Genomic DNA, 12,028 nt, shown 5'->3' on the forward strand with positions numbered 1-12,028 from the left:
TCCGTACGTCGGATCAAGCGTAGCGCCGATCCGACGCAGTGGTGACAGTTCTGCACCGGTGTGTCGGATCATTGCCCAGGGCTCGATCCGACCTACGGACGCCATGGCCCTCGTTCCGGCGAGCCACGAAATGCCCGTTTCCACCTATATCCTGCCTGTGCTGCTGCTGGTGGCGTCTAACGTCTTCATGACGTTCGCCTGGTACGGGCACCTGAAGTTCAAGGCGACGCCGCTGGCGCTGGTCATCCTGGCCAGTTGGGGCATCGCCTTCTTCGAATACTGCCTGCAGGTTCCGGCCAACCGCATGGGTCATGCGGTCTATACGGCGCCTCAGCTCAAGATCATCCAGGAGGCCATCACCCTCCTGGTCTTCGCCGCCTTCTCCACCCTCTATCTCGGAGAGCATCTGCGCTGGAACGACTGGGTCGCCTTCGCGCTGGTCGCCGCAGCAGTCTTCTTCTCCGTCCACGATTGGCGCTGAGCGCCGCTGGAACCCAAGGAGTTTCCCATGCCCAAGGTCCTGATTTCCGACAAGCTGTCGCCCGCCGCCGTCGAGATTTTCAAGCAGCGCGGCGTCGAGGTCGATGTGAAGACCGGCCTGAAGCCGGAAGAGCTGATGGCCATCATCGGCGAGTATGACGGCCTCGCCATCCGCTCGGCCACCAAGGTGACCAAGGACGTGCTGGCCGCCGCGACCAACCTGAAGGTCGTCGGCCGCGCCGGCATCGGCGTCGACAATGTGGACGTGCCGGCCGCCACCGCGCGCGGCGTCGTCGTGATGAACACGCCCTTCGGCAACTCCATCACCACGGCCGAGCATGCCATCGCCATGATGCTCTCGCTGGCCCGCGAAATCCCGGCCGCCAACGCCTCCACCCATGCCGGCAAGTGGGAGAAGAACCGCTTCATGGGCGTGGAGCTGTACGGCAAGGTTCTGGGCGTGATCGGCTGCGGCAACATCGGCGCCATCGTCGCCGACCGCGCCATCGGCCTGAAGATGCGCGTGGTCGCCTACGACCCCTTCCTGTCGCCGGAGCGCGCCCAGGACCTCGGCGTGGAGAAGGTGGAGCTGGAGGACCTGCTGCGCCGGGCCGACTTCATCACCCTGCACACGCCGCTGACCGAGCAGACCCGCAACATCCTGGACGCCAAGGCGCTGTCCAAGACCAAGCCGGGCGTGCGCATCATCAACTGCGCCCGCGGCGGCCTGATCGTGGAGGAGGCGCTGAAGGCCGCCATCGACGCCGGCCATGTGGCGGGTGCCGCGCTGGACGTGTTCGCGGAGGAGCCGGCCAAGGCCCATCCGCTGTTCGGCAACGACAAGGTCATCGCCACCCCGCACCTGGGCGCGTCCACCACGGAAGCGCAGGAGAATGTGGCGCTCCAGGTCGCCGAGCAGATGAGCGACTACCTGACCACCGGCGCCGTCACCAACGCGCTGAACATGCCGTCGGTCAGCGCCGAGGATGCGCCGAAGCTGCGCCCCTACATGAAGCTTGCCGAGCAGCTCGGCGGTTTCGCCGGCCAAATCACCGAGACCGGTCTGAAGGCCGTCACCATCGAGTATGAGGGCCAGGTATCCGAGCTGAACACACGTCCGCTGACGGCCGTGGTGCTGAAGGGCCTGCTGTCGCCGCTGATGGAATCGGTGAACATGGTCAACGCTCCGGTCATCGCGAAGGAGCGGGACATCAAGATTTCGGAGACCAAGCGGGACAGCGCCGGCGACTACCAGACCCTGGTGCGTGTCATCGTCACCACCGAGCGGCAGACCCGGACCCTGGCCGGCACCCTGTTCGGCGGCGACAAGCCCCGCATCGTCGAGATCGAGGAAGTGCCGGTCGAGGCGGAGGTCACGCCGCACATGCTGTTCATCCGCAACGAGGACAAGCCGGGCTTCATCGGCAAGCTGGGCACCACGCTGGGCGATGCCGGCGTGAACATCGCCACCTTCCATCTGGGCCGCACCGCGCCGGGCGCCACCGCCATCGCCCTGGTCAGCGTCGACCAGCTTGTCGAGGAGCAGCTCCTGACCCGTATCGCGGCATTGCCGGGCGTCGTCCGGGCCAAGGGCTTGTCCTTCTAAAACTGTCTGATAGGGCCGGGTGCAATTGCACCCGGCCCTATCCCTTCGGAGAAAATCGTCACAATTGCGCGACCGCTTTCGTGCTATGACAGTGGCCGCGCCGGCGACCGCCTGCGCACAGGATCAGACCCGTTCATTATCCCTAACGGCCAACCGCAGCAGGTGCGTTCCATGAAGTACGGCAATGAAAGCCTCTCCAGCAACTCCATGACCAAGACCGAACTCTCCGCCGCCTTGCAGGAGATCAGCCGGGAGCTGGAAGGGCTGCGGAACGAGATCGAGAAGGTCGGAACCGTTGCCCAACAGATCGACGCTATCGCTAAGCAGACCAACCTGCTGGCGTTGAACGCCACGATCGAGGCCGCGCGCGCTGGAGAAGCCGGCCGTGGTTTTGCGGTCGTTGCGGGCGAGGTCAAGAATCTGTCCGGCCAGACCGCGGCCGCTACGGCTGAGATTTCCTCCGTGCTTCAGAGCCTCACCAAGCGGACCCATCACCTGGGCAATCTGGTCGACCGCGCCATTACCAGCGCCTGAGACCGCGTCCGTCAGGGCGACAGGGGACACGTCCGACTCCGTGCCTGCGGCATCCGAAGGGATTGCGCCGGGGGCTGAGCGGAACTAGGAGTGTCCCCTTTTCCTTTGCAGGCGGCGGACGAATGACCGATTCCAGGCGCGTGGCGGTGGTCGGCGGCGGGCCGGCGGGGCTGATGGCGGCGGAAGTGATCTCCGCCCAGGGCATTCCGGTGGATGTCTATGACGCCATGCCGTCTGTCGGCCGCAAGTTCCTGATGGCCGGGCGCGGCGGCCTGAACATCACCCATTCCGAACCGCTGGACCGGTTCCTAACACGCTACGGTTCGGCACGCCCCCTGTTCGAGCGGCTGCTGAAGCGCTTCACCCCGTCCGACCTGCGGGCTTGGTGCGAGGGGCTGGGCGTTCCCACCTTCGTCGGTTCCTCCGGCCGGGTATTTCCGGAAACCTTCAAGGCGAGCACGCTGCTGCGGGCGTGGCTGAGGCGACTGGACGGACAGGGCGTACGGGTTCACACCCGACACCGCTGGTCCGGCTGGGATGCCGATGGCGCGCTCACCTTCGCAACGCCGGGCGGCTCGCTCTCCATTACCCCGACCGCCACGGTCCTCGCTCTCGGCGGGGCGAGCTGGCCGCGTCTGGGCTCGGACGGCGGCTGGGCGCCGCTGCTGGAGGAACGAGGCATCGCCCTGGCCCCGTTCCATCCCTCGAACAGCGGTTTCGATGTGGCCTGGTCTCCTGGCTTTGTCGAGCGGGCGGAGGGAGAGCCGCTGAAGCGGATCGCCCTGACCTTCGGGGGGCGCACGGTTAAGGGGGAACTGGTCATCACCCGCACCGGGCTGGAGGGTGGCGCGCTGTACGCCCTCTCGGCTGCGGTTCGTGATGCCATTCTGGCAGCCGGCAAGGCGGTCGTCTCGCTCGACCTCAAGCCGGACCTCAGCACGGCGCAGATCGCCGGCAAGCTCGGTCGGGTGTCTTCGGGAGAGAGTCTGGCCAACCGGCTACGCAAGGCTCTGACGCTTGGGCCGCCCACCGGTGCCCTGATCCGCGAGTTCGCCGATCCGGCGGACCTCGCCACGCCGGGGCGGCTGGCGCAGGTGGTAAAGGCCTTGCCGGTACCGCTGACGGGGCTGCGCGGACTGGACCGCGCCATCAGCAGTGCCGGGGGTGTCAGGTTGGATGCGCTGGATGAACATCTGATGCTGCCCAGGCTACCGGGTGTGTTCGTCTGCGGCGAGATGCTGGACTGGGAAGCCCCTACCGGCGGATATCTGCTGCAAGGCTGCTTCGCCAGCGGCGTGGCTGCCGGCGAAGGCGTAGTTGAAAGGCTGAAGTAGGTCGCAAGAAGCCGAAGGCGGATTGCGACTGCAGCCTGGAATATCAGCCGCTTGCCAACCCATCCGCCTGCGGATATATCTTTCCTCATCCGCCCGTTCTTGTGAGGGTTTTATGTCCGGGATTGTCATCGTCCGCTGACCGCCGCCTTCGGGCGCGACGGATCAGCCTTGCGTAAGTCCGGGCCGCCGTCCGCGTTGCGGGCGCCGGTGCTGCCGGCTGCGTCAGCTATTCCGCTGATCGACGACAGACAATCCATCATGAACATCTCCAATCCGGAGCAGCGCACGCTGCACGCACTGGCCCGTGGCGGCCGTATCGAGGTCCAGAAGGACGAAAGCCGCCGCCCCATCGAGGTCGACTGCATCACCCGTGAGGGATGGCGCCTGCTCGACTGCGATATCGACATCTTCAAGAAGCTCCGCTCCAAACGCCTGATCGCGTCGGAGCAGGGCGGTCCCTACCGCATCACCCGCAAAGGCCTGACCGCGGTGCGCCCGCAGTTGGACAACCGGGCTTAGCCTTACCGCCGCACCTCCCGCGGCACCGGAATCTCGTGCGTGGACTTGACCTCCTCCATCACCATGTAGGTGTGGGTCTGGGCCACGCCCGGGATGCTGGAAAGCTTGTCGCCCAAGAAGGCGCGGTAGGCGGACATGTCGGCGACCCTGACTTTGATCAGGTAGTCGAAGCCGCCGGCAACCATGTGGCATTCCTGAATCTCGTCCAGCTTCGCCACCTCATCCGCGAAAATCCGGAAAACGTCGGGGTTCGTGCGGTCCAGCCGGACCTCGATGAAAGCCTGCAGGCCCCGGTCCAGCCGTTCCGCGTCCAGCAGGGCGACATAGCCGCGGATATAGCCTTCCCGCTCCAGCCTACGCACCCGCTCCAGGCAGGGCGTGGCTGAAAGGTTCACGCGCCGCGCCAGCTCCACATTCGTCAGCCGACCATCCTGCTGCAGAATGCGCAGGATATTCAGGTCAATCCTGTCCAGCCGGTGGCCGGCATCCGTGGTTGCCATATCTTCCACTACATATGAGCTAATGTGCCGAGCATAATACTGCAAAACAGGTTATAACGGCGGGAAATCGTCCAGCGGATCGGCGATAATCCGGACAATCCGCCACATCCAGCTCGGGGCCTATTCGCCATGTCCGTGAGCATTTCCGCAGCGCCCGTCATTGATATCCCGTCCACACAGGACCTCTCCGCCCTGCGCAGCCGCATGCGCGCCGTGAAGCATCAGGAGGAAGTCGCCGCCGTCACGGCCCTGCTGAACGGGCACGGGCTGTCCGGGGATGAACGCTCAACCATCCAGCACATGGCGGAGCAGGTCGTGGTGAATGCTCGCGGCCGACGGAACGAGCTGGGACCGCTGGACAGCTTCCTCCAGGAGTTCGGGCTGTCGAACCAGGAAGGCCTCGCGCTGATGTGCATTGCCGAGTGCCTGCTGCGCATCGCCGACCCGGATACGGCCGACCGGCTGATCGCGGAGAAAGTCTCGAAGGGCCAGTGGGACGCGCATCTGGGGCAGAGCGACAGCGCCTTCGTCAATGCCGCCGCCTGGGGCCTGATGATGACGGGGCGGGTGATCGATCTGGATCGCCAGGGCGATGCCAGGAGCGTCCTGAAGAAGCTGGTCGCCCGCTCCGGAGAGCCGGTGATCCGCACCGCCATGATGAAGGCCATGCGGATGATGGGCGGGCATTTCGTGATGGGGAAGACCATCCGGGAAGCGCTGTCCAAGGCCAAGGAGGCGAAGCCCGCCGGCACGGTGCACAGCTACGACATGCTGGGCGAGGGGGCGCGGACCTGGGCCCAGGCCGACCGGTACTGGGACGCCTACCTGCACGCCATCAACGCGGTCGGGGAGACCGCAAAGGGCCGCGGACCGACCGCCTCCGACGGTGTTTCCATCAAGCTGTCCGCGCTGCACCCGCGCTACGTGGAAGCGCAGCGCGACGATGTGCTGGAAAAGCTGGTTACGAAGCTGAAGGAGCTGGCGCTCGCGGCGAAGCGGTGGGACATCAACCTCACCGTGGATGCGGAGGAGGCGGACCGCCTTGACCTCTCCCTCGATCTGGTCGCGGCACTGGCGCACGATCCCGACCTTGCCGGTTGGAACGGGCTGGGCCTTGCCATCCAGGCCTATGCCAAGCGCACGGCCCATCTGGTGGACTGGCTGGCGGCGCTGGGGCGGGCGGCGGGCCGCCGGCTGATGGTGCGGCTGGTCAAGGGCGCCTACTGGGACAGTGAGATCAAATGGTCCCAGATCGCCGGCCATGCCGACTACCCGGTCTTTACCCGGAAGGCCGCCACAGACCTGTCCTATCTGGTCTGCGCCCGCAGGATGCTGGAGGCCAGGGACGCCATCTATCCGCAGTTCGCCACCCACAACGCCTATACGATCGCGGCCATTCTGCACCTGGCGGGCGGAAACCGGGACTTCGAATTCCAGCGGCTGCACGGCATGGGCGAGCTGCTCTATGCCGCTGCCCGGGATGTGCTGAAGGACATGCCGCGGGTGCGCATCTATGCGCCGGTGGGCACGCATGAGGATCTGCTGCCCTATCTGGTCCGGCGACTGCTGGAGAACGGGGCTAATAGCAACTTCGTCAATGCCTACATGGACCCGGACGTGCCGGTGGACCAGGTCGTCGCCGACCCGGTCGCACTGCTCCAGACCGGGGGAGCGCTGCGGCATCCGCGCATCCCGGTTCCAGCGGACATCTACGGAGCGGAGCGCAGGAATTCTAATGGCATCGACCTGACGGCGCGGGAAAAGCTGTCCGCACTGCATGCCGACATGGCGAAGGCGATGGAGCGGCGCTGGAGCGCCGGGCCGATCGTCGGCGGCAAGGAACTGCCGGGCGAGGGGAGCCCTGTCACCGATCCTTCCGACCGGTCGCGGATCGTGGGCACGGTGGTGGATGCCGATGCGGCGGCGCTGGAGCAGGCGTTGATCCTGTCCACCCGCGCGCAGCCCGGCTGGGACGCCAGGGGCGGCAAACTGCGAGCCGAAGCGTTGCGCATGGCCGCCGACCTGATGGAAGCGGAGACGCCCACCCTGATGGCGCTGCTCGTCCGGGAGGCGGGCAAGACCCTGCCGGACGCTGTCGCGGAAATTCGGGAAGCGGTTGATTTCTGTCGGTATTATGCCGCGCGTGCGGAAGAGCAGTTCGGTGCGCCCACCCGGCTGCCCGGTCCTACGGGGGAGAGCAATGAGCTCTACCTGCATGGCCGCGGCACGTTCCTGTGCATCAGCCCCTGGAACTTCCCCTTGGCGATCTTTGCCGGACAGGTTGCGGCGGCGCTGGCGGCCGGCAATGCCGTGGTCGCCAAGCCGGCGGAGCAGACCCCGCTGATCGCAGCGGAGGCTGTGCGCCTGTTCCATCGGGCAGGCGTGCCTGCTGACGTCCTGCATCTGCTGCCGGGCGATGGGGAAACTGTGGGAGCTGCGCTGACCACCGACCGCCGCGTGGTGGGCGTGGCCTTTACCGGTTCCACGGAGACCGGCCGTGCCATCAACCGGGCACTGGCCAACCGGGAAGGACCGATCATTCCGCTGATTGCCGAGACCGGCGGGCAGAATGCGATGATCGTGGACTCGACGGCCTTGCTGGAGCAGGTGGTGGATGACTGCGTCACCTCCGCCTTCCATTCCGCCGGCCAGCGCTGCTCGGCCCTGCGGGTGCTATTCGCGCAGGAGGAGATCGCGGACCAGTTGGCAGGGATGCTGGCCGGGGCCATGGACCTGATGAAGCTCGGCGACCCGTGGAATGCCAGCACCGATGTCGGCCCGGTCATCGACCAGGCGGCGCGCAAGGTTCTGGAGGATCATGCCGCCCGTATGGATCGGGAAGCGAAGCTGATCAAGGCGGTGCCGGTTCCGGCGCATCTGTCCGGCGGCACCTTCTTCGGGCCGCGCTTCTATGAAATCGACGGTCTTTCGCGCTTGCCGCGGGAGGTATTCGGGCCGGTGCTGCACATGGTGCGGTTCAAGGCGGGCGAACTGGACCGAGTCGTAGCTGCCATTAACGCCACCGGTTACGGTCTCACCTTCGGCGTGCACAGCCGACTGGAAGGCCGCGCTCAGGAGCTGTTCAGCCGCATGGGTTGCGGAAATACCTATGTTAACAGGAACATAATCGGCGCCGTCGTCGGCGTTCAACCCTTCGGCGGGCAGGGACTTTCCGGCACGGGCCCGAAGGCTGGCGGTCCGCACTACCTTATGCGATTTGCAACCGAGAAGACCCTTACCATCAACACCACCGCCTTCGGCGGAAATGCCTCTCTTCTGGAGCTAGGCGGCTGAACTGAAAGGGAAAATAGCGGGCCGGCGCTGGTTGTGCGCCGGCCCTGTTGCATACTGGGGTGCGACACTCTTTCGGAATTCCCTCTACAAAATGGCGAGGCGTGATATCTTTGCGCCGAATATGAACGGCTGAATCCCCAAAACGGGGCAGAGTCACGGATGGCAGAGATCGCAGACGCACCCCTTGTCCTTATCGTAGAGGATGAACCGACAACGCGCGCAGCGCTCGTGGGCTATTTCCACGCGGCCGGCTTTCTGGTCGCGGAGGCGGAAAATGGACGGCAGACGCGCGAAGCCCTTCTCCGCCAGCCACCCGATCTCGTCCTGCTCGATATCGAGTTGCCGGACGAGGATGGATTTTCCATTGCCAAGAGCATCCGGGAAACGTCCAACGTCGGCATCATCATTGTCACCAATCGGGCTGGCGAGGATGACCGGGTGTTCGGGCTGGAAACAGGCGGCGATGATTACGTGACCAAGCCGCCGAACCCGCGGGAGTTGCTGGCCCGCGCCCGGAACCTGCTGCGCCGGACGCACCCCAGCAAGATGCGGAGGGCGGAGGGGACGGTCCGGCGTTTCGCCGGATGGACCATGGATCTGGCCCGTCGCCGGCTGATCACGCCGGAGGGGCAGGAAATCCGGATCACCCGGGGGGAGTTCGAACTGCTGGCTCTGCTGGTGCGCTCCGGCGGGCGGGTGGTTACCCGTGATCAGTTGATCGATGCCGTATCCGGAACCGACCGGACGCCCAGCGACCGCACCGTGGACGTGCTGGTCAGCCGCCTGCGGCGGAAGATGGGGGATGAGGGGAACGCGCCCAAACTCATCCTGACGGAAAAGGGCATGGGTTACCGCCTGGGGGCGGACATCACCTGAGACCAGGCGGCGTCAGGCCGGCAGGTCTGCCAGCACGGCCCGCAACGCTCCGAAGGCATCCTCCACGGCGGCCGCGATCCCGGTGGCGGCGGCAATCGCCGCCTCGGCTTCCCCGCCCTTGGCCAGCCGCTCCACCGACCGGCTGAGTTCCGTCAGGGCGGGCAGACCCAAGGTCACAGCCCCGCTGCCGAGCTTGTGCGACTGCGCGCCCAGCGTCTTCAGATCGCCATCGCGGGCGGCCTGGACGATCTGGTTCACGGTTTCCGGAACGGTGTCCAGGAACTTGGCGATGATGCCGGCCACGCACTCGCTTCCCAGTATCTCCAGATGCTGGTCCAGCACAGACCTGTCCAGGATTTCGGCCGCAGGCGACCCGGTGAGCGCGGACTGCGTCGAGGACGGGCTGCTCATGCTCATGGCGTGCCGGGCTCCTGGTAATGCATGGCTGAAGGGGGAGTTGCTGTGGCTGGAAACACATGGCCGGGCGAAATGAAATGTGCCGTCCGGCGGCATCTCGACCCGTTAACCTACCTCTGCTATCACCAAAGAGCCACATTCGCAAAGCAGCTTGAGTCGCGCCATGATCGCCATCCTGTCCGCCCGTAGGCTCGTCCGTCCGCTGCTCGTTGCCGCAGCGCTGACCGTCTCCGCTCCTGCCATTGCGCAGGAAGGGCCGAGCGGCGCGGCGATCCAATGGGCGCAGCAGATTCTGGATGAGGCGGGGTTCTATAACGGGCGCGCCCATGGGCGCATGGATGCGGCCACTGCCGCCGCTATCTCCAAGTACCAGCAGTCGGTCGGGCTGAAGGCGACGGGCCGGCTGGACCAGTCGACCATCGACCGGATGCTGGCGGATCGGCAGGCGAAGGAAACGCCGACGATGGGCAACCTTGCCGATCCGGGTGCCCGCGCCAAGCCGTCCGCCCCCATCCTGAAGGAAAAGGATGTGGTGCCGCAGGCCGCGCCCAGTGCGCCGAGCGTGCAGGTTGAGCGGGGGGCCGAAATTCCGGCAGCCGGACCCGCCATCGGTACGCCATCGGCAGCACCCGGCATCGCCGGGGAAAGCCAGCCGGAGGCGGCCGCCCGTGCAGGCGTCGAGGTGGAGGGGGGAGCCCCTGCCGAGCCGGCATTTGATCTACGTAACCTTACAGCCCCGGGCTGGGTGCGCTACGCGCTGCTGGGCACGATTGCCGGCATTCTCGTAATGATGGCGCTGGTCTGGGCGTTCAGCGGGCGGCGGAAGACATCGGCGAAGCGCGCCGGCGGGAAGGGACCCAAGGGCGCAGCGCGGAACTCCGGCGGGCCTGTCCGCCAGCCGCCGACGCTGACCCCTCCGCCGGCTGTGCAGCCGGGGGACGCCGGGACCCCTTTTTCCCCAGCTCCGGCGGCCAGACCCGTCCGGGCGGTCAGCCGGGACTGCGCGGCGGGCGGCTCTGATTCCAGGGCTCAGCCCGCACGGACTGCGACGGTTGTATGAATGGGACATGACGTTTCGTTCGCCGACGCATCCGTGGCGTGAATCGTGCGGATGCGCGTTCAACAACGAAATCGACCCTGGCCTGCGATTGAAAATAAAATCAGTCCCATAAGCCCCGCCAAGGGGTATCGGCAACCGGCCGCCCGGAGCGGAATGCGAAGGCGGTGCGACGGTTGGCCGAGGGGAGTGGTTTGCGTAGCGCAGGAGACGCCGGCATGGTGTTCGAGGCCCCCGATTTCGACAATCACGAGCTTGTCCTGTTCGGCCGCGACGAGGCGACGGGGCTGAAGGCCATCATTGCCGTGCATGATACGGCGCTCGGCCCGGCTTGCGGCGGCTGCCGCATGTGGCCCTATGCGACGGAGGCGGAGGCGGTCAGCGATGTGCTGCGCCTGTCCCGCGGCATGAGCTACAAGAACGCCATGGCGGGCCTGCCGCTGGGCGGCGGCAAGTCTGTGATCATCGGCGACAGCCGCAAGGACAAGTCCGATGATCTGTTCCGCGCCTTCGGCCGGGTGGTGGACAGCTTGGGCGGCCGCTACATCGCGGCCGAGGATGTCGGGATCACGGTGGCCGACGTCCATACGATGGGCCAGACGACGCGGCATGTGGCCGGCCTGTCCAAGGGCGATGCCGCCAGCGGCGACCCGTCGCCGTTCACGGCTTACGGCATCTATCTCGGCATCAAGGCCGCCGTCCGGCACAAGCTCGGCGCAGACAGCCTCAAAGGGCTGCGTGTCGCCGTCCAGGGGCTCGGGAATGTCGGCAGCAATCTCTGCCGTCATCTGGCGGAGGAGGGGGCCGTACTGCTGGTCAGCGACATCCATGCGGACAACGTCGCGCGCATTGTCGACCAGTACGGCGCTACTTCGGTCGATCCGGCCTTGATCCATGCGGTAGAGGCAGACGTGTTCGCGCCCTGCGCCCTGGGCGCCATCCTGAGCGAGCGCAGCCTGCCGCAGATCAAGGCGAAGGTTGTCGCCGGCGGCGCCAACAACCAGCTTGCCACCGACTCGGTTGGTGAGCTGGTGCGACAGGCCGGCATTCTCTACGCCCCGGACTACGTCATCAATGCCGGCGGCATCATCAACGTGTCGGCCGAGGTCGTGCAGGCCTATGACCGCGATGCCGTGATGCAGTCCGTCGAGCGTATCCCGCATACGCTGACCGACATTTTCCGCCGTGCTGACCAGGAAAGCCGGGCGACCAGTGCGGTGGCCGACCAGATGGCGCGGGAGCGGTTGGCGGCGGCACGCCGCCCGAATCTGGCCCAAGTTGCGGAATAGAACCGGCCGGATTGCCGGAAAAATGGATCAGGGCGGTGTCCGGCGACGGCGCCGCCCTTTCCATTTGGCGGGCCCGCTGAACCGACGCTCCTTCGTCGTGCTTGAACGGTCGGCCCCATCCA

The 12,028-nt window shown here is 66.2% G+C and carries 11 protein-coding genes; 9 read left to right on the forward strand and 2 right to left on the reverse strand.

Annotated features, from left to right (window positions below; genetic code table 11):
• Nucleotides 1–130 precede the first annotated feature (130 nt).
• The 5 genes from DOL89_RS05090 to DOL89_RS05110 all read left to right on the forward strand — a co-directional run bounded on the left by DOL89_RS05090 (nucleotide 131) and on the right by DOL89_RS05110 (nucleotide 4,473).
• Nucleotides 131–481 carry a DMT family protein gene (locus tag DOL89_RS05090; RefSeq protein ID WP_119680257.1) on the forward strand — a complete coding sequence of 117 codons (351 nt, stop codon included), beginning with the start codon at nucleotides 131–133 and terminating at the stop codon, nucleotides 479–481.
• A gap of 27 nt (nucleotides 482–508) precedes the next feature.
• Nucleotides 509–2,086: a phosphoglycerate dehydrogenase gene (gene serA, locus DOL89_RS05095; protein ID WP_119678163.1), complete on the forward strand. Its 1,578-nt coding sequence runs from the start codon at nucleotides 509–511 to the stop codon at nucleotides 2,084–2,086.
• Nucleotides 2,087–2,257: 171 nt separating this feature from the next.
• A complete protein-coding gene (locus DOL89_RS25820; RefSeq protein ID WP_119678164.1) occupies nucleotides 2,258–2,620 on the forward strand; it encodes a methyl-accepting chemotaxis protein in 363 nt (120 codons plus the stop codon).
• 122 nt (nucleotides 2,621–2,742) lie between these two features.
• Nucleotides 2,743–3,954, forward strand: a complete 1,212-nt coding sequence (locus tag DOL89_RS05105; protein ID WP_119678165.1) for a TIGR03862 family flavoprotein — start codon at nucleotides 2,743–2,745, stop codon at nucleotides 3,952–3,954.
• Nucleotides 3,955–4,122: 168 nt separating this feature from the next.
• Nucleotides 4,123–4,473: a YjhX family toxin gene (locus DOL89_RS05110; RefSeq protein ID WP_225889899.1), complete on the forward strand. Its 351-nt coding sequence runs from the start codon at nucleotides 4,123–4,125 to the stop codon at nucleotides 4,471–4,473.
• 2 nt (nucleotides 4,474–4,475) lie between these two features.
• Here the strand turns inward: DOL89_RS05110 and DOL89_RS05115 are convergent, their stop codons facing one another.
• On the reverse strand, nucleotides 4,476–4,973 hold the full coding sequence (locus DOL89_RS05115; protein ID WP_119678166.1) for an Lrp/AsnC ligand binding domain-containing protein: 498 nt from the start codon (nucleotides 4,971–4,973) through the stop codon (nucleotides 4,476–4,478).
• Nucleotides 4,974–5,102: 129 nt separating this feature from the next.
• On the opposite strand from DOL89_RS05115, the gene putA reads away from it, so the two are divergent.
• Together putA and DOL89_RS05125 are read left to right on the forward strand one after the other, a co-directional pair.
• Nucleotides 5,103–8,267 carry a bifunctional proline dehydrogenase/L-glutamate gamma-semialdehyde dehydrogenase PutA gene (putA, locus tag DOL89_RS05120; RefSeq protein ID WP_119678167.1) on the forward strand — a complete coding sequence of 1,055 codons (3,165 nt, stop codon included), beginning with the start codon at nucleotides 5,103–5,105 and terminating at the stop codon, nucleotides 8,265–8,267.
• Between the two features lie 159 nt (nucleotides 8,268–8,426).
• Nucleotides 8,427–9,143 (forward strand): response regulator transcription factor, encoded by a 717-nt coding sequence (locus DOL89_RS05125; protein ID WP_119678168.1) that lies wholly within the window; start codon nucleotides 8,427–8,429, stop codon nucleotides 9,141–9,143.
• Nucleotides 9,144–9,155: 12 nt separating this feature from the next.
• On the opposite strand, the gene DOL89_RS05130 is transcribed toward DOL89_RS05125, so the two are convergent.
• A complete protein-coding gene (locus DOL89_RS05130) occupies nucleotides 9,156–9,560 on the reverse strand; it encodes an Hpt domain-containing protein (protein ID WP_162937340.1) in 405 nt (134 codons plus the stop codon).
• A 163-nt stretch (nucleotides 9,561–9,723) separates the two neighbouring features.
• Here DOL89_RS05130 and DOL89_RS05135 point away from each other — a divergent pair, with 163 nt between their 5' ends.
• Together DOL89_RS05135 and DOL89_RS05140 are read left to right on the forward strand one after the other, a co-directional pair.
• Nucleotides 9,724–10,620 carry a peptidoglycan-binding domain-containing protein gene (locus DOL89_RS05135; RefSeq protein ID WP_119678170.1) on the forward strand — a complete coding sequence of 299 codons (897 nt, stop codon included), beginning with the start codon at nucleotides 9,724–9,726 and terminating at the stop codon, nucleotides 10,618–10,620.
• Nucleotides 10,621–10,835: 215 nt separating this feature from the next.
• Entirely contained in the window at nucleotides 10,836–11,906 is a 1,071-nt protein-coding gene (locus DOL89_RS05140; protein WP_119678171.1) for a Glu/Leu/Phe/Val family dehydrogenase, read from the forward strand.
• Nucleotides 11,907–12,028: the final 122 nt, after the last annotated feature.

It is taken from the genome of Indioceanicola profundi, assembly GCF_003568845.1.
Lineage (GTDB): Bacteria > Pseudomonadota > Alphaproteobacteria > Azospirillales > Azospirillaceae > Indioceanicola > Indioceanicola profundi.